This window comes from Devosia riboflavina, from assembly GCF_000743575.1.
Classification (GTDB): Bacteria; Pseudomonadota; Alphaproteobacteria; order Rhizobiales; family Devosiaceae; genus Devosia; species Devosia riboflavina.
On sequence record NZ_JQGC01000001.1, the window covers coordinates 277,382 to 298,195 of the forward strand.

The following is a 20,814-nucleotide window of genomic DNA, read 5'->3' on the forward strand; positions in this document are numbered from 1 at the left end:
GCTATGACCGGCCGTTGACATTTGCTGTCAGCAGGCGTCCATCACCCCCATATTCTGGAAAGCCGTGCCATGACCGATTATGTCCGCAAAATCCTGACTTCAGCGGTTTACGAGGTTGCCGAGGAGACCGCGCTCGATCCGATGCGCCTGCTCTCGACCAAGCTCGGCCAGGAGATTTTGCTCAAGCGCGAGGACTTGCAGCCGGTCTTTTCGTTCAAGATCAGGGGCGCGCATAACCGCATGAGCCAGTTGACGGCGGAGGAACGGGCGCGGGGCGTGATCTGTGCCTCAGCCGGCAATCACGCGCAGGGCGTGGCGCTGTCGGCGACACGGCTCGGCGTGCGCTCGATCATCGTCATGCCGACGACGACGCCGGGGATCAAGGTCGATGCGGTGCGTCGGCTCGGGGGCGAGGTCGTGCTGTTCGGCGACGGCTTTGACGCGGCGCGGGCGCATGCCTCGGGGCTGGCCGAGCGGCACGGCTATGTCTTTGTACATCCGTTCGACGATCCCGACGTGATCGCCGGCCAGGGGACGATCGGCATGGAATTGCTGCGCCAGCATCCGGGCGAAATCGGCGCCATCTATGTGCCCATCGGCGGCGGCGGGCTTGCGGCGGGTATTGCCGCCTTCGTCAAATTCCTGCGGCCCGAGATCAAGGTGATCGGCGTCGAGCCCGAAGAAGCGGCCAGCATGAAGGCGGCGATCGCGGCTGGCGGGCCGGTGACGCTCAACGAAGTCGGACTCTTTGCCGATGGCGTGGCCGTGCGGCAGGTGGGCGACGAGACATTCAGGCTCTGCCGGGAGCTGCTCGACGACATCATCACTGTCAGCAATGACGAGATCTGCGCTGCCATCAAGGACATCTTTGACGACATGCGCGCCATTGCCGAGCCGGCAGGGGCGCTGGCCCTCGCGGGTCTCCGCCGTCATATCGAGATGGGTGCGGCGCCCAAGGGCGCGCTGATCGCGATCAATTCGGGCGCCAATGTCAATTTCGACCGGCTGCGCTATGTCTCCGAACGCGCCGAAATCGGCGAACGGGCCGAGGCCCTGCTGGCGGTGACCATTCCCGAAGTACCGGGCAGCTATCGCGCCTTCATTCGCCTGCTGGGCCGCCGCGCCATCACCGAATTCAACTATCGCTACGCCCATGCCAGCGCCGCGCACATCTTTGTCGGCGTCAAACTCTCGCAGGGCGACAAGGAAAAGCGCGAGATCATCGATCTCCTCACCGCCAATGGTCTCGGCGTCACCGACATGACCGACAATGAGGTCGCAAAGCTCCACGTGCGCTACATGGTGGGTGGGCGCGTCGCGGGCCTAACTGACGAAATGCTGTTCCGCTTCCAGTTTCCCGAACGGCCCGGCGCGCTTCTGACCTTCCTCGAAGGGCTCAATGACGCCTGGAATATTTCCCTTTTCCACTACCGCAATCATGGTTCGGATTATGGCAGGGTGCTCGTTGGGGTAGAGGTGCCCATCGACACGCGCGCTGACTTTTACGCCCATATCGACGCCATCGGCTTTCCCTATTGGAACGAAACGGAAAATCCGGCCTACCGGCAATTTCTTGAAGCAAATTGAACCGTTTTCCTTAGGGTGAGTTCGACATGCAGGCGAAATAAAGCGTCACTATAAGCGTTGACGCAATTCTGCCGCACATCGACTGCAATTCACTGCCCAAGGGGCAATCAAACCGGGGGACAGCGCGGGGGTTGGACAGTACAACCGCGCCCTTCACAACATCGAGGAAGACGCAGACCATGATGAGAATCAACAAGATCCAGGGCCTGATGCTGGCATCTGGCATGGCCACGCTCGCGCTGATGCAGCCGGCCATGGCGCTCGACGCACAGACGTTCGTCGATCGTATCGCTGCGGTCTACAAGATTGGCGGCTATGACATCCAGTTTGGCGCCGCGACGCTCGATGGCGACACCATCACCGTCGATGGTGCGACCGTTGGTGTGACCGGCGTCGAAGAACCCTGGACCGTGGACACCACGCTGACCTTTACCGGCGTTGCCGAAGGCGACGATGGCAGCTTCACTGCCGACGCCCTGACCATTCCCGATATCGACACCGAATTCGCCCAGGACCCGGTCGGCCACGTCTCGCTGGTCGATATCACGGCCACGGACATCTACCTGCCGCCGGAAGACAAGGTGAATGTCACGGCCCTGCTCGAATCCGTCGGCAGCCTGACCACCGGCCCACTGTCTGTGACCCGCGACGGCACCGAGGTGATCTCCTACGAGTCCATCGAGGCCGTGAACGAGTTCTCCTATGACGACGCCAATGCGCTGACCGACATTGCCTCGACCTTTGCCGTCAACGGCATCTGGGCCGACCTCTCCACCGTTTCCGAAGAAGATGCGGAAGCCGGTGCGGTCATCCAGGCCCTCGGCCTGACCGAGATCAACGGCAATATCAGCCAGACCATGACCTGGGGCATGACCGATGGCCATCTGGTGATCGAAGACTTCCTCTTCGATTTCGCCGATATCGGCGCCATCAACTTCAAGGCCGACATTTCCGGCCTGACCCCGGCCGTGCTCGAAAAGATCTATGCCATGGACGCCGCCTCGACCGGTTCGACGCCGGAAGAACAGCAGGCTCAGCAGATGATGGTGGGTATGGAACTGCTCCAGGCCCTGACCCTGACCGGTTCGAGCCTGCGCTATGACGATGCCGGCCTTGCGCCAAAACTGCTCGACATGTTCGCCGCCCAGTCGGGTGCCGATCGCGCCACCTTCGTTGAAGGTCTCAAGGCCATGGTGCCCCAGCTCGTCGGCCAGGCCGGCATTCCGGCGCTGACGGATCTCGTCACTCCGGCTGCCAATGCTTTCCTCGACGATCCCAAGAGCATCGAAGTCGCCGTGCGCCCGGCAACCCCGACCACACTCCTCGTGCTCAGCGCCGCTGCCGCCAACCCGGCCGGCCTGATCTCGGCTCTCGGCCTTGCCGTCACGGCCAACCAGCCTTCTGCCGAATAACACTTCCTGCGAGCCTCCCACGGGAGGCTCGCATCCCCGGATGCAGTTTCAATCTCTCTGTGGCACACTGCAGCTATGACCACTGCTGCCCCAAAAAGCCTCAACCACATCACCGACTGGGTCTTTGACCTCGACAACACACTCTATCCGCGCGAGTGCAATCTCTTCGCGCAGATCGATGTGCGCATTACCCACTACGTGATGGATGTCACCCAGCTCGACTTCGACGCGGCCCGCACGCTGCAGAAGAGCTATTATCGCGATTTCGGCACCACGCTGAACGGGCTGATGAACCGGCACGCGATCGACCCCGACCACTTTCTCAATACCGTCCATGCCATCGACTACACGCCGGTCGATCCGCACCCTCAGCTGATTGACGCCATCCGCGCCCTGCCCGGCCGCAAGTTCATCCTGACCAATGGCGATACCGGCCATGCCCGCTCGGTACTCGGCCGCCTTGGCGATCCCGACCTTTTCGAAGATGTCTATGACATCCGCGCCATGACCTATGTGCCAAAGCCGCATCGCGAGGCCTATGACGGGTTTCTCAATCGCCACGGGATCGATCCCGCCAAGGCGGTGATGTTCGATGATCTCGAAAAGAACCTCGTCGTGCCGCACGAGATCGGCATGTCGACCGTGCAGGTCGTTGCCGGAGAGGGATTTGCCCACGACCAGGTGGAAGCCTGGGAACTGGGGCAATCGACGGGACCGCATGTGCATCATGTGACGGGTGATCTCGCCGGGTTTTTGCGCAATTTACGGTGACGTTTTTGCGCCTCATCTGAAGCCACACCCACCAGCCCAACCGAATTCGCTATAGCGAATTCGGTGGCACCTCCCCCTTGACGGGGGAGGATGGGAGGGGGTGCGGGAGCCACGATTTCTCGGCGTGCGACCACCCCTCCCCATCCCTCCCCGTCAAGGGGAGGGTGTCCATCGAGGATGTGAAACCGCCGGGGGAAAAGGCGGATGCACGATTTCACCGGCTTGCTCGACCCACTAAAATCACTCCACTTCAGTGGAGCAGCTCGACATGAAAACCCTCCTCGACGACGTCGCCGGCTTCCATCGCGCCTGTGATCTTCCCGTGCTCGCAAAACCGCAATTCGTGCCGGAGCGCGCGGCGCTGCGTTCGGCGCTCCTTGCCGAAGAATGCCAGGAAACCGTGGAAGCGCTTGAGCGGGGCGACATGGAGAAAATCGCGGATGGCCTTGCCGACGTAATCTATGTCGCTGTGGGCGCGGCGCTCGAATTCGGCATTCCGCTCGACCGCGTCTGGGCCGAGGTGCATCGCTCGAACATGGCCAAGGTCGATCCGTCGACGGGCAAGGTGATCAAGCGGGCTGACGGCAAGGTGCTGAAACCCGAGGGCTGGACGCCACCCGATGTGGCGGGGGTGCTCAAGGGCTGAGAGCGCAAAACATTACCAAGTCTTATATTTGCGCGGCGCTTTGGCGGCGCTATCATTAGGACATGACCGACCTTCCCGGGCGGCGGCCCCCGCCCATCTCCGAACAGACCCCGACCCTAAAACAGCGCCTCGACAATCTCCGCCATCTCGGGCGGCTGATTGCGCAGATCTGGCGCACCAGCCGTCCCATGACCGCGGCCAGCATTGGCCTCAGGCTCATCGCGGCACTGCAGCCGATTGCCGTGCTTTATGCCGCAAAGCTGATCGTCGATGAGGTGGTGCATCTCACCTCGGTGACTTCGCCTGGCCCGAGCCCCATGGACTGGTGGAATGCTGGCCTCTTGACGCCCGTGCTCTTCTACCTGGCGCTGGAAATGGCGCTGGTGCTGGCCAATGATGCGATCGGCCGGGCCACGGGTCTCGTCGATTCCATTCTCTCCGAGCTGCACTCCAATCAAGTCAGCACCGAACTGATGGCGCATGCCGCCCGGCTCGACCTGATGCATTTTGAATCGGCCGAATATCAGGATCGGCTGGAACGCGCCCGGCGCCAGGCGGCGGGGCGCAATGCGCTCTTGAGCCAGCTTTTTGGCCAGGCGCAGGACATCATAACCGTGCTGACGCTGGCCGCGGGCCTCTTCGTCTTCGCGCCCTGGCTGATCCTGCTGCTGCCACTCAGTTTCATCCCCTCGATCTGGGGTGAAACGCGCTTCAACACCATGGCCTATATGGTGAGCCGCTGGCGCACGCCGGAACGGCGGGAGTTGGAATATCTGCGCTATATCGGGGCCAGCGCCGAGACGGCCAAGGAGATCAAGCTTTTCGGGCTTGGCGGCTTTCTCATCGAGCGATTCAAGCTGCTGGCGCACGGCATTTTCCTCGAAAACCGCCGCATCTCCATCCTGCGCGCTGGCTGGGGCACGGTGTTCGCCACCATCTCTACCCTCGCCTATTACGCCGCCTATGCCTTCATCGTCTGGCGCACCATTACCGGCGAATTCTCCATCGGCGATCTCGCCTTTCTCTCGGGCTCGTTCCTGCGGCTCAATGGATTGTTCCAGAAAATCCTGCTCGGCTTCACCCAGATCGCCGGGCAATCCATGTTCCTCGACGATCTCTTTTCCTTCTTCGAGATCGAGCCGACCGTGCTGCCGCCGGCTCATCCAAAGGCCTTTCCGGTGCCGATCAGGGAGGGCATTCGCTTCGAGAACGTCGGCTTCCGCTATCCCGAAACCGAGAACTGGGTAATCCGGAACCTGTCGTTCACGCTCAGGGCTGGAGAGACGCTGGCGCTGGTGGGCGAGAACGGGGCGGGCAAGACCACCATCGTCAAGCTTTTGGCGCGGCTTTATGACCCGAGCGAGGGTCGCATCAGCGTCGATGGCGTCGACCTCAAGGACATGGCGCCGGCCGAAATCCACGCGCATCTGGGTGTCATTTTTCAGGACTTCATCCGCTACAGTTTTACGGCACGCGACAATATCGGGGTTGGCCGGGTGGAGGAGAAGAGCAACCAGCTCCGCATCGATCAGGCGGCCGAACAGAGCCTTGCGGATGCCGTCATTGCGAAACTTCCCAAGGGGTATGATCAGCAGCTTGGGCGGCTTTTCAAGCAGGGGCGCGACCTTTCGGGGGGCGAATGGCAGAAGGTGGCCATTGCGCGCTCCTATATGCGCGATGCGGAACTGATCATTCTCGACGAGCCGACGGCGGCGCTCGACGCCAAGGCGGAGGCCGAGGTTTTCGCGCGCTTCAAGGGGCTCGCCAGCGGCAAGACGGCCGTGATCATCTCGCACCGCTTTTCGACCGTGCGCATGGCCGACCGCATTCTGGTGCTGGAGCACGGCGCCATTCTCGAAGCCGGCACGCATGAAGAATTGCTGGCCAAAGGCGGGCGATATGCCGAACTCTTTGAGCTGCAGGCCGCAGGCTATCGCTGAGGCTTTATATATCTCAGCAGGCCCTCGGCGGCGGCGCGGCCGGTGGCGAAACAGGCGGTGAGCAGATAGCCGCCGGTGGGTGCTTCCCAATCGAGCATTTCGCCGGCGGCGAAGACGCCCGGCAGGGTTTTCAGCATGAAGTTTTCGTCCATGCCGGAAAAGGCGATGCCGCCGGCCGAGGAGATGGCTTCGACAATGGGGCGGGGGCGCCGCGGCCGGATCGGTACGGATTTGATGGCTGCGGCCAGCGCGTCGGGATCGAGCGTATTTGCATCGGGGCGACATTCGCGCAGCAGCGCGGCTTTGACCGGGTCGAGCCCCGCGCCCTTTCGGAGGCGATTGGAAAAGCTGAGTTTTGTGGGCTGGCGCGCGAGGTCTTTGGCAAGGCGTTCGCGCGAGCGGCCGGGCATCAGGTCGATCTCCAGCACGGCGAGCTCTCCGGCGAGGAGCGCATCGCGCAGGGCAGCGGAATGGGCATAGACGAGGCTGCCTTCAATGCCCCAGCGGTTGACGACGAATTCGCCGGGGATTGTGCCTGCGGCGCTGGTGGCCGTCACGGATTTGAGCGGGGTACCGGCGAAGCGTTCGACAAAACTCTCGCTCCACTCGACCTCGAAACCGCAATTGGCGGGAAGGAAGGGGGCGACTGGGACGCCCTTGTCCGCCAGCCACGGCATCCAGGCCGCGTCCGAGCCAAGCTTGGGCCAACTGGCGCCGCCGAGGGCGAGGAGGACGGCATCGAAGGCGAGACGCTTTTCGCCGTCGGGCGTTTCGAAGCGCAGTTTTGCTCCGTCAAAACCGGTCCAGCGATGGCGGGTGTGGATGACGACACCCTTTTCCGCGAGCCGGCCGAGCCAGGCCCGGAGCAGAGGCGAGGCCTTCATGGCCTTGGGAAAGACGCGACCAGAGGAGCCGACGAAGGTTTCGATGCCGAGGCCGGCGCACCAGTTGCGCAGGTCTTCAGCCGTAAAGGCATCGAGCGCCTTTTGCAGGCTCGGGCGCGCCGCGCCGTAGCGCGTGAGCAGCGCGGCGTGGTCTTCGGAATGGGTGATGTTGAGACCGGATTTTCCGGCCATCAGCATCTTTCGGCCCACGGTCGGCATGGCTTCGAAGAGCGTCACGGCAAGGCCGGCATCGGCCAGCACTTCTGCTGCCATGAGGCCGGCGGGGCCGCCGCCAATGATCGCCACCTGGCTCACGCTTTGTCCTTCCATAGGGGGAAGGCGATCCTTAGCCAGTTTCCCGGGGGCCGCGCAAGGTGAGCGCATGTGGGAAAGCCACCGCCCACCGCTGGCCCCGCCCGCGGGTAGCCGCTAGTGTCGAGCCAATAGAGAGAACAAGACTTTCCATGATCACCTGCTTCGATATTGGTGGCACAACGATCAAGGGCGCCACCGCCACGGCCCCCGACAACCTGACCGCCCTCGGCCGCGTGCCGACGCCACGCGATGATTTTCTCGCCTTCGTCGCCGCTATTTCCGGCCTCATCGACCAAGGCGCAGCGCCAGCCGGTGCACCCATCGCCATTTCGGTGACAGGGGTGGTCGATCCGGCGAGCGGCCATGTCACCTGCGCCAATATTCCCTGCATCGATGGGCGGCATCTGGCGCAGGAACTGGAAGGCCTGCTCGGCCGGAAAGTGTTCGTGGCCAATGATGCCGACTGCTTCGTGCTGGCCGAGGCGACGGCCGGCGCCGGGCGTGAGCATCGCGTCGTTTTCGGCGCCATCATGGGCACGGGCGTCGGTGGCGGTATCGTGGTGGACAAGCGCCTCCATCCCGGCGCTGCGGGTCTCGGCGGCGAATGGGGCCATGGCACCATCGTTGCGACCAAGGTCAGCGTGCCGCCCTACGATCTCCCGCATTTCCCCTGCGGCTGCGGGCTTTCGGGCTGTCTCGACACGGTTGGCGGCGCACGCGGTATCGAAAGGTTGCACCGGCATCTGCACGGTACAGATCTGGCGAGCACCGCAATCGTCTCCGAATGGCTGGCCGGTAATGCCAAGGCGGCAGGCACCGTGGAACTCTTCATCGAACTCGTGGCCCAGCCCCTGGCGCTGGTGGTCAATATCGTCGGCCCCGATATCATCGCCGTGGGCGGCGGCCTTGGAAACAGTCACGAACTGATCGCCCGGCTTGATGCAGCGGTGCGCCCGCGTATCCTTAGAAAACTCGACCGGCCGCTCGTGGTGCCGGCGCAATTGACGGCCGATGCCGGACTGATCGGCGCGGCGGCACTCGGCCTTGCCGGAGGCGCGGCATGACCCTCCTCGAAATCTGCGTCGATACCGCCGCCGGCTTGCGCGCCGCTTATGAAGGCGGGGCCGACCGCATCGAGCTTTGCGCAGCCCTGGAACTGGGTGGAACCACGCCAACGGCCGGCCTGATGGCCCTCGCCGCCGAGATGGGCGTCACCGCCCGCGTCATGATCCGCCCGCGTGCTGGCGATTTCGTTTTCACCTCGGATGATCTCGACATGATGCGCGCCGATATTGCGGCGGTGCGACGCCTCGGGCTTGAGGGCGTCGTCCTCGGCGCCAATCGTCCCGATGGCAGCCTCGATATCGAGATGCTCAAAACCCTGGTTGGCGAAAGCCAGGGGCTTAAGAAAACGCTGCACCGCGCTTTCGATCTCGTGCCCGATATTGCCCAGGCCGTCGAGCAGGCCGTGGCGCTGGGCTTTGACACGATCCTGACCTCGGGCCGCGCCGCTTCGGCCCCGGCGGGCCTTGATGACCTGATTCTGGCCCAGCGCATTGCGGCCGGCCGCATCACCATCATGGCCGGCGCAGGGATCAGCGCGGACAATGTCGGCACCATCCTTGCCGCGGCGCCGCTGGGCGCCATCCACGGTTCCTGCTCGGCCCCGATCGAGGGCGACAGCGCCCCGGCGCAACGTCTCGGCTTTGTCAGCCCCGGCCGGCGCCAGACCGACGGCACGCGCGTTGCTGCTCTCAAAACTGCCATTGGCCAAGCAAAGGCGGCTTCTGCAAGTCTTTGACCTGCCTATGATTTAGGCAAGTTCATAAGTGCTTCACCATACATTAAGAGGAAAACAGCTACATTACTTGGACAGGCCGCCGGCTTCGCGATCAGAACGTGCATTGTCACACAACTGAAATAAAGCGGCAGCACATCCAGGCCGTGCGCGCACGGCGTAGACTGAAAGGTATTGTCGCATGCGCATTCGCGGCAAGGTATTGTCTATCGTCGGCATTATGGGCGTGGTCGCCGCACTGATCACCGGCATCGGCCTCTATGTCGTGGCCGAATATGAACATCAGATCGACCGGCTCGACAGCTCATCCAAGCGTGCTCTCTATGGTGAAACCATGAACCGGCTGGTCACCGCCGTGGTCATGGAATCGCGCGGCATCTATGCCGCGCCCAATACCGAAAAGGCAGCTCCTTTCGCCGAAGGCATCGTCACCCAGCTCGGCAGGATCGACGAAGTGATCGCCACCTGGCGCCCGCTGGTCGAGGCGAGCGAATTGGCGACCTTTGACACCATGGTCGCCCGGGCCGCCGAGTTCAAAGATTTCCGCACGGAAATTGCTCGCCTTGGTCGCGATGTCGACCCGGCAGAGGCCAATGTGCAGGGCAATAACGACACCAACCGCGCCAATCGCAAGGCTTTCCAGGCCGAAATCGACACCATCGTTGCCGCCGACCTTGAAACCTACAAGGTCATCCAGGCCGAAATAGCCGGCTTTGAAGGCACGATGCGGACCCTGTTGCTGGTGACTGCCGGCTTGGGCATCCTGGCCGGTACCGCCGCCGCGCTTTATCTCGGCACCGCTCAGCTGGGCCGCCCCATCGGCAACCTGACGCTCGCCATGCGCGATCTCTCTGCAGGCAAGTTCGAAACCGAAGTGCCGGGCCTCAACCGCTCCGATGAAATCGGCGAAATGGCCGAAGCGGTGCAGGTTTTCAAGGACAACGGCATCAAGATGGCTTCCATGACGGCCGAGGAACAGGCCGCCGCCCTGCGCGCCGCGGCCCGCACCAAGACCATGGAAACCTTCCAGGGCGAATTCGACGATGTGGTGGAAGCCGCCATGGCCGGCGATTTCAGCCGCGCCATCACGACCCAATTCGACGACGACGACATCACCCGCATCGCCCACAATTTCAACGCCATGGTGTCGAGCGTTCGCGTGGGCCTCGCCGATGCCGGCTCGGTGCTCGCCGCCCTTGCCGATACCGACCTGACCCAGCGCATGACCGGCTCGCATCAAGGCGCCTTCCTTGAGCTACAGACCGACATGAACCGGGTGGCCGATACGCTGACCGACGTCGTCACGCGCCTCCGCACCACCTCGCGCGGCGTCAAAGTCGCGACCGGCGAAATCCTTGCCGGCGCCAATGACCTTTCCGAACGCACGACGCGCCAGGCCGCAACCATCGAGGAAACCTCGGCCACGATGGAGCAGCTCGCCGCGGCCGTGACCGAAAATGCCAAGCGCGCTCAGCGTGGCAGCACCGCGGCGGAAGCGGTAACGCAATCGGCGGTGCAAAGCGGCCAGGTGATGGACCAGGCCACTGCCGCCATGGGCCGCATCACCACGGCCTCGGAAAAGATCTCCAATATCATCGGCATGATCGACGACATCGCCTTCCAAACCAACCTGCTCGCCCTCAACGCCTCGGTGGAAGCGGCGCGGGCCGGCGAAGCGGGCAAGGGCTTTGCCGTGGTCGCCGTGGAAGTGCGGCGCTTGGCTCAATCGGCCGCCGAAGCCTCTTCGGACGTCAAGGCACTGATCGAGGAAAGCGCCAGGGAAGTCGACGGCGGCGCCAAGCTCGTGTCCGATGCCGCCGGCAAGCTTGGCTCCATGCTGGAGGCCATGCGCGGCAATAGCGCCATGATGGCCGAAATCGCCCGCGAGAGCAGCCAGCAGGCTCAGGCGATCGACGAAATTAACGTCGCCGTGCGCCAGATGGACGAAATGACCCAGCACAATGCGGCACTGGTGGAAGAGACCAATGCGGCCATCGAGCAGACCGAGGCCCGCGCCAACGAACTCGACACCATTGTCGATGTCTTCCACATCGCCGCCGGCGCCCAGATCGTCGAAAGATCGCAGCCGCGGCGCGCTGCGCCTGCCGCCAAGACCAAGCCGGTCCAGAGCCAATATCTGAGCCAGGGCAATGCGGCCGTAGCCAACGATTGGGACGAGTTCTGATCGCTCGGGTCAACGTTGCGAAGACAGGACGGCGCCCTCTCCCGAGTGGCGCCGTTTTCTTTTCCTGAGAGATGTTTGGCAGACTATCGGAGGCACAATCGTGCTCTGCAACCCTACGCTTCGAAACCCGGTGGGCCTATCGTAAAAAATCCGTAAATACCCCTATGGCGCGTCAATTAATCCGCATTGACCCGAGCCCGGTTCAGCCGAAGACTTGAGCCCTCTTCAGGCTGCGGGGGCACGGAAATGTCGGAAGAGCATAAGGGCGAAGCCTTGACTTTGGCGGGGGCGAACCCGGACCATCACACGGCCGGAACGGCAAAACCGGGCTTTTCGCTCACGGGCAAAACCATCTGGATTGCCGGCCATAATGGCATGGTCGGACAGGCCATGCTGCGGCGCCTCAAGGGCGAGGCCTGCACACTGCTGACTGCCGACCGGCGCGAACTGGACCTGACGCGTCAGGCGGCGGTTGAGGGTTTTGTCGCGGAAGCACGGCCCGATGCGATCATCATCGCGGCCGCACGGGTCGGCGGCATTCTGGCCAATAGCCAGGATCCGGTCGGGTTCCTGACCGACAACCTCGCCATCAATCTCAATATCGCCAAGGCGGCGCATAGGGCGGATATCGATCGCGTCCTGTTTTTGGGATCGAGCTGCATCTACCCCAAATTCGCGCCGCAGCCGATCGGCGAGGAGGCCCTTCTTACCGGGCCGCTGGAGCCGACCAACCAATGGTATGCGCTTGCCAAGATCGCTGCGCTGAAGCTGGCGGAAGCCTATCGCGCTCAGTTCGGCCGCAACTACATTGCCGCCATGCCGACCAATCTTTATGGGCCCGGCGACAATTTCGATCTTGAGCGCGGCCACGTGCTGCCCGCTTTGCTGCGCAAGGCGCACGAAGCCAAGAGCCGCGGCGCCAAACAGTTCGAACTCTGGGGCACCGGCACGGCAAGGCGGGAATTTCTGCATGTAGATGATTGCGCCGATGCACTGGTCCTGCTGCTCAAGACTTATTCCGGGGCCGACCCGGTCAATGTCGGCTATGGCGAGGACATCGCGCTCATCGATCTGGCGCGTCTGATCTGCCGCACGGTGGGCTACGAGGGTGCTATTGCCCTCGACCCCACCAAGCCCGATGGCACGCCCAAAAAGCTGCTCGATACCAACCGCCTGCGGCATATGGGGTGGCGACCGAAGATCGCGCTCGAGGATGGGTTGGCGGAGACCTATGCCTGGTATCAGGCGCAATTGGCGCGGGGGGCGGCGGCATGAAAATCCTGCTGCTGGGCCTCAATTATGCGCCTGAACTCATCGGCACCGGGCCCTATACAACGGGGTTGGTCGAGGCATTGGCCGAGCGGGGCCACGAGGTTCGTGCGGTCGTTGGCCAGCCTTATTACCCAGAATGGCGCCCACGCCCAGGACATCGCGGCTGGAGCCGGAAAGATTTGGGCCGGGCCCGCATCTATCGCGTGCCGCATTTTATCCCCTCTTACCCCAGCGGCGCTCTACGCCTGCTGCATCAGGCCAGTTTTGCGCTGGCCGCCACGCCGATAATGCTGGTAGACGCGATGCTCTGGCGTCCGGACCGGGTGATTGCCATTGCCCCGAGCCTTCTAGCGGCGCCCTTGGCATTGCTTGCCTCCCGGCTTTCGGGCGCCAGCGCCTGGCTGCATCTACAGGATTTTGAACTTGAGGCGGCCCTCGCGACCGGCCTCGTCTCGAACAATCGCACGATCATAAAACTGCTCGCCGGGGCAGAGCGGGCGATTTTGCGCGGCTTTGATCGGGTCAGCAGCATTTCTCCGGCCATGTGCCGCCGGCTCGTCGAGAAGGGTGTTTCGTCCGAACGGGTGGCCGAACACCGGAACTGGGGTGATCTTGGCAAGGTCGTGCCCCTCGTCCGGCCTTCCGCCTTCCGACAAAAATGGAACATCACGACACCGCATGTCGCGCTCTATTCGGGGGCCTTGGGGCGCAAGCAGGGGCTCGATCTCGTCATCGCAGCGGCGCGCGGTCTTTCGAGGCGCGAGGACATTACCTTTGTGATCTGCGGCAATGGTCCCTATCGCGCCGAGCTCGAAGCCATGGCGGGGGATCTCGGCAATGTCAGGTTCTTCGACCTGCAACCGCGGGAGGAGTTGGGCGAGCTTCTGGGGCTCGCCACCATGCATCTGTTGCCGCAGATCGCCGGGGCCGCCGATCTCGTTTTGCCCAGCAAGCTTGCCAATATTTTGGCCTCTGGCCGTCCCGTCATTGCGACGGCGGCAAAGGGCACCGGCATTTTCGAGGAAATCGAGGGCTGCGGCCTTGCCGTCGAGCCGGGTGATGCGGCGGCGCTTTCGGCGGCAATCGGGCGGCTTTGCGATGATCCCGCTTTGGCTGAAAACTTTGGCGCCGCCGCGCGGCGCCGGGCAGAGCGGCGCTGGCATCGCGAAACCGTTCTGGCCCATTTTGTCGGCGCCATCGAGGCGGCAGATGGAAGCCGGAGCCTCGCCCCGGTTGCGGAAAGCCAGCATCAATGACGCTCGCGCTGATTGCTGCCAGCTTTATGGGTCTGCTGCTCGCCCTGCGTCACGGTCGCCCCAGCCTGATCCTCCTCAGCATGGCCATCCTGCTCTTTCATGCTCTGCCACTGGCCCTGCTCGATCCCGATGCCATGTCCGCGACCCTGCAAGCGCAGATCGGCACTGCGACCGCCATTGCCGGACTTTCCAGCCTTGCCTGGTATGCTGGCTACTGGCTGTTTTCGCGGTCCTCGGCAGCGAGCGCTCCCCTGGAAGGAGGCGTCTCCGCCGGGCCAAAACTGTTTCACGCCTTGGTGCTGCTCACCTTGCTCGGCCTGATCACCGCCGCGCCGGGAGGCCTCTTCGGCTTTGCCCAGGCCGGTTTTCTGCGCCTGCCCGTGGATAGTTTTCTCTTTTCGCTGACTTATGCCTGCGCCTGCCTTGCCGCTTTCACTACCGCGCTTCGCTGCGCCCACGCAGCATCAGGCAGATCGGCACTGCCATGGCTGTCGATGGCTCTGGTTCTGCTGGTCTTCTGGCTGCTCGGCGGCCGAACCCAATTTGCCATCACCGGCATCACCTTCGGCCTTATCCTCCTGGCCCATCGTCGCCTTGGCCTCAGTGACCTCGTCCTGCCCGCCATCGTAGCGGCCATTCTTCTCACGCTGACACTCAGCTTCCGGCTCACCTTGCAGGGCGAAGCGACCGATCTTTCAGGTTCCGTGCGGCTGACCCTGTCCCAGCTTTCGCTTCTCGAAAGCTATGCGCTTGCGGCTCGCCTCGTCGAAGAGGCCGGTTATCAGGCCGGGCACTATTGGCAGGTGTTGCAACAGCTTTTTCCGCGGGCCCTTTTCCCCGAAAAGCCGCTGCAATTGAGCCGGGCACTGCGCCTGATGGAAGCGCGGGACGGACTTGGCGGCCTGACGCCGGGTCTTGCCGGCGAGGCTTTTGTCGCAGGTGGCTTCATCGGCGTCGTAGCCATTGGCATTGCTTTCGGTGGCGCACTGGCGCTGCTCGACAATGCCTATCGTGCCCTTGGCAGGCTGCAACCTCTCATGCAGGCACTCGTCGCCAGCCTGATTCCGCTTCTCGCCATTTTCACCCTGCGCGGCGGCTTCGACACGACGATCTTCCGCTTGGTCATTCTCGTCCTCGCCGCCTCCATTGGCAGCCTTTGGCACGCCGCCCACGCGCCTCGCCTGCCCAAGGTGCTGTCATGAGCCGGCATACCGTTTCACGCTATGCCACAAGGGCCATCGACCTCGTGGCACGCGTGGCGCGCGGCGTCTGGTATCGCCATGTCTATCTCTCCTGGATACGTTTTGGCCGGCATGTCACCTTTGCCGGGCCGATCCGCTGTGCCGGCGTCACCGGCACGATCGAGGTGGGCGATCGAACCTTCCTTGGCCCGAATATCAGCCTCGCCGTCGCCGAAGGTGGTCATTTGCGGCTCGGCCGCGACGTCTCGATCAATCAAGGCACGCTCCTCTCCGCGCGCCAGTCGGTCGCGATCGGCCACGGCACGCGCATCGGTGAAAACTGCTCCATCCGCGACAGCGACCACCAGATCGATGCCGAACGACCCATCCTCGAAAGCGGTTTCCTGGTCGGGCCAGTGACCATCGGCAACAATGTCTGGATCGGCCGCCACGTCACCGTGCTGCCGGGCGTGACCATCGGCGATAGCGCGGTCATCGGTGCGCATAGCCTCGTCAATCGCGATATTCCCGCCCACGCCGTCGCCTTCGGCACACCGGCCCGTGTCCAAAGGGTGCTGGCATGAAGGTTGCCGGGCATATTGCCGGGTTCGCCCTGGCTGCGATCCCGCCCGGCGCCCTGTTTCTGGCTCAAAGCTGGCTCGTCGCCACGGGACAAACCGATGCTGTCCTCTCGCTCGCCAAATATGCCGGACTGCTTGGCCTGATCTTCTTCGCCTTCGACGGCAGTTCCGGGCTGATCCCCGCCATGCTCCGGCTGCGGCACAGCGATGCCGCGCTGCGTTCGGCCTATCGCGTCTATCGGGCGGGCATTGCGGCGCTCCTTGTCGCAACGGTTCCCATCGCATTGCATTTCGCGCCGGCCGATACCGCGACCTTACTGCCTTTCCTTGCCATAGCCTTGCTGCTGCGCTTTCCCCTTCTCGACACCGATCTTGACCGTCGCGGTTTCCAGCACTGGGCCATGTTGTTGCAAAATGGCTGGATGCTGCCGCTCTGTCTCGGCACTGTTCTCAACTCCGGAGTCTCAGCCGAAATGGCGGGGCATGCGGCCCTCTGGAGCACCGTCGTCCTCGCAATGGCGCATGTGATCCTCGCGGGCCCTGCCCAAAAATCGACACAGGCGAAGTTTGGTCCGGCCCTCTTCGAGATCGTCACCATCATGGGGGCGCAGGGGATCGGCCAGCTCTATGGCCGCGCCGTGCTCTTCGTGCTTGGCGCAAGTTTTTCCGGCCCCCTGCCGGCGCTGATCATCTATGCCAAGCAGGCTTTCAACGCCGCCGGCCTGCTCGTCACCTATCTCAGGCGGGTCGAGCTGGCGCGGCACCGGCCGAGCATAGGCCTCAGCCTCACCGGCCAGGCAGTCGTCACGCTGGTATCAGGCATTCTGGTCGCCCTGGCGGCGCCGATGCTGGGTGTGCCTCATGCCCTCGTTCTCGCGCTCATTGCCTGGCAAAGCCTCGAAAAACTCTCCTCAACCGCCGTCTACGACTTCCAGCTCCAAAACCGTCACGGCCTTGCCCTCGCGGGTCTGAGCAATACCTGTGTTCTGGGCCTTGCAGGGCTGGCTCTCGCCTTGGCGCAAACCTCGCCGATCCTCTTCGTCGCGCTGGAAACTCTTGGCTACTGCGTCGTGCTGTCGCTTTGGCTCACGACGAACAGGAGCCGTCGCGCTGCCGGGCGCGAGGTCCGGCCATGAGGATCGTCCACTATTCGACCCGCCTCGGCCGCTCCGCCGGCGGGCTCTATCATTCGGTCTCCGGCCTCGCGCGCGCCATGGCGGGCCTCGGCGCCGAAGTGATCGTGGCGGGCGGGCACGAAAATGGTTTTGCGGATGAAAAACAGGTCTGGGGCAAGCTGCCGCTATTGACCCATCCTCTCGGCCGCAGCCGCTATGGCTTTTCCCTCGCCATGCAGGCCGAGATGGCGCGGCTGAAGCCCGACATTCTCCACATCCATGGCATCTGGTCGGCCGGCTCCATCCATGGTCGTTTCGCTTCGAAAGAGACAAGGGTGATCGTATCGCCCCGCGGCATGCTCGACCCCTGGATATTGGCGCGAAAACCCTGGCTCAAGCGCCCGCATGCGACCCTGTTCGAGCGGCCCATGCTCGCCCGCGCCCACCTCCATGCACTCTCCGAGCACGAGGCCGCGACGGCGCTCGACTATATGCCCGCGCTCGCAGGCCGCGTCTTTACCGTGCCCAATGGCGTCGAACCGGCCCCAGCGACCGAGCCGCTAAAGCGCGACGGCGCGCTCTATCTCGGTCGATTGCATGAGAAGAAGCAGGTTCTTCTCCTGATCGACACCTGGGAGCGGCACGCAAAACATATGGTGCTGACCATAGCCGGCTGGGGCGACCCAGCCTACGAAGCGGAAGTTGCCGCCCGCTGCAAAAACAAAAGGCGTGTCCGCTTTGTCGGCGCGCTGAGCGGCGAGGCCAAGGCGCGAGCCTTTTCGGCGGCCAGCTTTTTTATTCTCCCTTCGCTGAGCGAAGGCCTGCCCATGGCAGCGCTGGAAGCCCTAAGCCATGGCTGCATTCCCATCCTGACCGAGGCTTGCCATCTGCCGCAGCTTTTTGCCGACGACGTGGCGCTGCGCATGGAGCCGGATTTTTCGGACTTTTCCGTCCTTCTCGCCCGGGTGGAAGCCATGGGCGCGGATGAAAAGACCATGCGCTCGGCTCGCGCGCGGCAGGCGGCCCGGCCGTTCTTCTGGCCCGATATTGCCCGTTCGATGCTCGACCACTATGCGCGCATTCTGGCGGAAGCACCGAGATGACCCGCCTCGCCGATCAGCACTTTTCGTTGGCCCACCGACTGTACCGCGCTTTGTGGACCATCTGCTGGACCCTTTTCGCCGCCTGGACGCCGCCACCTCTACATGGCTGGCGCTGCACCATTCTGCGCCTTTTCGGCGCCAGAGTGGGGCGCGGCGTGCGCGTCTATGCCAGCGCCAAAATCTGGTATCCGCCTTTTCTCACGCTTGAGGACGGCGCGGTTATCGGTTGGCAGACGGTGATCTATTGCCAGGCCCCGATCCATCTGGGACGCAATGCCATCATCTCCCAATATGCCCATCTCATCGCCGGCGACCACGATGTCGATGCGCCGGATTTTCCGATCGTGGCGCGGCCCATAGCGATAGGGGCCGATGCCTGGGTCGGGTCCCGGGCCATTGTCGGTCCGGGCGTGACGCTGGGCACTGGCGCCGTGCTGGGAGCGGGCGGAGTTGCCTTTTCGGACATTCCCGATTGGGCTATCCATGTCGGCAATCCCGCCCGCTTCCTCCGGATGCGTGGGTCCGGTGCTAAAACCCCTTTGCCATATGCGCCGCATAAAATGCCTGCGCCACGAGGGCATAGCCGGCATCGTTGAGATGCAGATGATCAGAGCGCAGCGAACGCGGCACGAAACCGGCCGCCACATCGCTGCTGTCCTCACCGGAGCCATTGGCAGCAGCGGTAAGGATCGCCAACAGGTTCACGAAGCGATCGCCATAGGCGGCGGCCAATTGTCCGTTGAGCGTGGTCAATTGCGCCAGGCCGGCGCCACTATCGGCAGTGCTCGGCAGGATGCCGCCGACGAGATAGCGATTGTGGCCAAGCGAGGCGACCGCCGCGGCGATATCGCCGGGCACACTGCGCCCGGCCTGTGCGCCATTGCGCCCCAGCCATAACCACGCCGTATGTCCGCGCAGATATTGTCCCCAGGCGCAGATGAAGCGTGTGTCTACGGACACCGGCACGCTCGCGCCCGCGATGCTGCGGACAAAACTCCAATTACCCGCGCCATCCGTCGACATCGTGCCCTCGACCCCGGCAAGCCAACCCTTCAGGCTCCCCGTAAAGCCGCCCGAACCGGTCAGCACATTGACCGACTTGTCGGTCACGGCCACCGGGCCAGAGGCCGGAATGGCGCCCCCCGCCACGGTGACGAGAATGGGCACGGCGTTCATCCGCGCCGCGATCTGCGTCGAAGTCTGCCCGCCGACGCCCTGCCGCACGACGGCCCGGCGCGGCGAAAAGAGGGTCTGCGCCACGGCCGGATAGGTGGCGCTGCCGGTGCTGCCGCCGGTCGCGCCCGCGCTCGCCGTCAGGCTATCGCCCCAGGCGACGACGCCCGAACCGGCCACGAGCCCGGCAAACTGCTCTTCGCTCATGGGTTCGGAGAAAAACCGCACCCGTTCGATGCTGCCACTCCAGAGGCCGGAAACGCTTGAGCGCCCGCGACCGAGCCGCAGCGCTGCCAGTCCGGGGAAAGTCCCCGAAAGCGCCTGTTGCACCGGCTGGCCCATAAGGGCCGCGCGATACTCGCCATCCTTGGCCGTAAATCCGACCGCAAAGGCGGTACCCGCCGCGACGACGCCGAGATCGAGATTGACCTGTTCGACCTGCGTGCCGCTGCCGCCGAAGGACACGACGAAACGCAGGTGCTGGCTTGCATCCCAGATGAGGCGGATGAAATTGCGCTCGAACCAGTTGGCATTGAACTCGGCATTGTCATCGGCCTGGAACACCACGCCACCGGTTCCGCCGCTGGCAGGCGTCGTCGCCTCGACCAACCCGCACAAGGCCCCTGCCCGGAACCCGGCGCAGGGCAAGGCCTCGCGCAGGGAGAAATTGTCCGCCCAATAGATGCCCGTTGAAGGATTGGTCAGGTTACGCAGCGCAATCGACGCCGTTGTGGGGTTGAACCCGCCGCAATAGAGGGCTGCCTGGCTCGGCGTCGTGACGGTCAGATTGGCCGTCTGCGCATAGTTTGCCGTGCCACCGCCACCAGCGCCAAAACCCAGCGTCACATTGGACGATGTCTCGCGCCACACATCGCCCATGAGGCGATAGGCCCGGCCGGAGGCGTGGACCAAGCTGGCAATGGTGCGATAGGCGCCCGAACCATTGCCGCCGCTGCCCGTCACGCGCAGGGCACCGGACGCGACGGCGACCGAACTGCCGACGCTGGTCCAATCCCCGGCGCTGCCGCCGGCAAAATTGCCGTCGGACAAAAGCTCCGGCGCCGTCTCTACGACATAGGGCCCGATGATCAAATGGCCACTGGCCGGCGCAGTTCCGCCCACCGCCAGGCGAAATTGGCTTTCATTGGCCAGCGCCCTGCCGGCGAAGCGAAAGCGGCCGTGGGCAAAATCGGCATCGAGCCATGCCCCGCCCGCGTCCGCCGGCATGGAACCGGGGAAATAGCCAAGCCCGAGCGCAGGCCCCGCAGTGCCGCTCATCAGTAAAGCCCGACGATGAAGCCGGCGGTTGTGCCGCTCAGCACGCGGCGCACGCGGACCGGCAGCATGAAGCCGCCAGGCACGCCCTCGAAGGTGACGGTGCCGCCCCAGAGCATTTCGGCCTCTATGGTGCCTGCGGCGCCGACATAAAGCGCGCGCGTCGGCTGGTCGAAAATGGTGCCATCGCTGGGCGTGATGGCAAAGGCGCCGGCGGCGGGTGCCGCCACGTCGATATTATGCGAAGAGAATATGTCGGCCATGATCGGCTCCGATGACAAAGGAGCCTCAAGTCTAGGCGCGGCCCAAAGGGCGGGGAC

The 20,814-nt window shown here is 63.7% G+C and carries 18 protein-coding genes; 15 read left to right on the forward strand and 3 right to left on the reverse strand.

The features are described 5' to 3' along the window. The first annotated feature begins 69 nt into the window (after positions 1–69). The 5 genes from ilvA to JP75_RS01185 all read left to right on the forward strand — a co-directional run bounded on the left by ilvA (position 70) and on the right by JP75_RS01185 (position 6,356). Positions 70–1,587: a threonine ammonia-lyase, biosynthetic gene (gene ilvA, locus JP75_RS01165; RefSeq protein WP_035077938.1), complete on the forward strand. Its 1,518-nt coding sequence runs from the start codon at positions 70–72 to the stop codon at positions 1,585–1,587. Positions 1,588–1,766: 179 nt separating this feature from the next. Then, the gene (locus JP75_RS01170; protein WP_035077941.1) at positions 1,767–2,999 is read left to right on the forward strand and encodes a hypothetical protein; all 1,233 of its coding nucleotides are present in this window, start codon (positions 1,767–1,769) and stop codon (positions 2,997–2,999) included. Positions 3,000–3,074: 75 nt separating this feature from the next. After that, positions 3,075–3,770, forward strand: coding sequence for a pyrimidine 5'-nucleotidase (locus JP75_RS01175; RefSeq protein WP_035077944.1), 696 nt, complete (start codon positions 3,075–3,077; stop codon positions 3,768–3,770). 268 nt (positions 3,771–4,038) lie between these two features. Further along, a complete protein-coding gene (locus JP75_RS01180) occupies positions 4,039–4,416 on the forward strand; it encodes a pyrophosphohydrolase domain-containing protein (protein ID WP_035077947.1) in 378 nt (125 codons plus the stop codon). A 62-nt stretch (positions 4,417–4,478) separates the two neighbouring features. Further along, on the forward strand, positions 4,479–6,356 hold the full coding sequence (locus JP75_RS01185; protein WP_035077951.1) for an ABC transporter ATP-binding protein: 1,878 nt from the start codon (positions 4,479–4,481) through the stop codon (positions 6,354–6,356). On the opposite strand, the gene JP75_RS01190 is transcribed toward JP75_RS01185, so the two are convergent. Next, positions 6,347–7,570 carry a TIGR03862 family flavoprotein gene (locus JP75_RS01190; RefSeq protein ID WP_035077954.1) on the reverse strand — a complete coding sequence of 408 codons (1,224 nt, stop codon included), beginning with the start codon at positions 7,568–7,570 and terminating at the stop codon, positions 6,347–6,349. The genes JP75_RS01185 and JP75_RS01190 overlap by 10 nt on opposite strands. Before the next feature lie 134 nt (positions 7,571–7,704). Between JP75_RS01190 and JP75_RS01195 the strand changes: the two genes are divergently transcribed. The 10 genes from JP75_RS01195 to JP75_RS25710 all read left to right on the forward strand — a co-directional run bounded on the left by JP75_RS01195 (position 7,705) and on the right by JP75_RS25710 (position 18,642). Continuing rightward, entirely contained in the window at positions 7,705–8,619 is a 915-nt protein-coding gene (locus tag JP75_RS01195) for an ROK family protein (protein WP_035077958.1), read from the forward strand. Beyond that, a complete protein-coding gene (locus JP75_RS01200; RefSeq protein ID WP_035077960.1) occupies positions 8,616–9,356 on the forward strand; it encodes a copper homeostasis protein CutC in 741 nt (246 codons plus the stop codon). The genes JP75_RS01195 and JP75_RS01200 overlap by 4 nt, the downstream gene beginning before the upstream one ends. Positions 9,357–9,534: 178 nt before the next feature. Beyond that, positions 9,535–11,538 (forward strand): methyl-accepting chemotaxis protein, encoded by a 2,004-nt coding sequence (locus tag JP75_RS01205; RefSeq protein WP_035077962.1) that lies wholly within the window; start codon positions 9,535–9,537, stop codon positions 11,536–11,538. Between the two features lie 246 nt (positions 11,539–11,784). Further along, positions 11,785–12,813, forward strand: coding sequence for a GDP-L-fucose synthase family protein (locus JP75_RS01210; protein ID WP_084587347.1), 1,029 nt, complete (start codon positions 11,785–11,787; stop codon positions 12,811–12,813). Continuing rightward, complete coding sequence (locus JP75_RS01215) at positions 12,810–14,066, forward strand: WcaI family glycosyltransferase (protein ID WP_035077964.1); 1,257 nt, start codon at positions 12,810–12,812, stop codon at positions 14,064–14,066. The genes JP75_RS01210 and JP75_RS01215 overlap by 4 nt, the downstream gene beginning before the upstream one ends. Further along, a complete protein-coding gene (locus tag JP75_RS01220; RefSeq protein ID WP_035077966.1) occupies positions 14,063–15,268 on the forward strand; it encodes a hypothetical protein in 1,206 nt (401 codons plus the stop codon). Before JP75_RS01215 ends, JP75_RS01220 begins: the two co-directional genes overlap by 4 nt. Then, positions 15,265–15,831 (forward strand): acyltransferase, encoded by a 567-nt coding sequence (locus JP75_RS01225; protein WP_051960088.1) that lies wholly within the window; start codon positions 15,265–15,267, stop codon positions 15,829–15,831. The genes JP75_RS01220 and JP75_RS01225 overlap by 4 nt, the downstream gene beginning before the upstream one ends. Then, on the forward strand, positions 15,828–16,964 hold the full coding sequence (locus JP75_RS01230; protein WP_035077968.1) for a hypothetical protein: 1,137 nt from the start codon (positions 15,828–15,830) through the stop codon (positions 16,962–16,964). The genes JP75_RS01225 and JP75_RS01230 overlap by 4 nt, the downstream gene beginning before the upstream one ends. Beyond that, a complete protein-coding gene (locus JP75_RS24990; RefSeq protein WP_051960089.1) occupies positions 16,961–18,046 on the forward strand; it encodes a glycosyltransferase in 1,086 nt (361 codons plus the stop codon). Before JP75_RS01230 ends, JP75_RS24990 begins: the two co-directional genes overlap by 4 nt. Beyond that, a complete protein-coding gene (locus JP75_RS25710) occupies positions 18,043–18,642 on the forward strand; it encodes a DapH/DapD/GlmU-related protein (RefSeq protein WP_084587349.1) in 600 nt (199 codons plus the stop codon). Before JP75_RS24990 ends, JP75_RS25710 begins: the two co-directional genes overlap by 4 nt. On the opposite strand, the gene JP75_RS01245 is transcribed toward JP75_RS25710, so the two are convergent. Then, the gene (locus JP75_RS01245; protein ID WP_035077972.1) at positions 18,575–20,497 is read right to left on the reverse strand and encodes an SGNH/GDSL hydrolase family protein; all 1,923 of its coding nucleotides are present in this window, start codon (positions 20,495–20,497) and stop codon (positions 18,575–18,577) included. The genes JP75_RS25710 and JP75_RS01245 overlap by 68 nt on opposite strands. Then, positions 20,497–20,757, reverse strand: a complete 261-nt coding sequence (locus JP75_RS01250) for a spike base protein, RCAP_Rcc01079 family (protein WP_035077973.1) — start codon at positions 20,755–20,757, stop codon at positions 20,497–20,499. The genes JP75_RS01245 and JP75_RS01250 overlap by 1 nt, the downstream gene beginning before the upstream one ends. Positions 20,758–20,814: the final 57 nt, after the last annotated feature.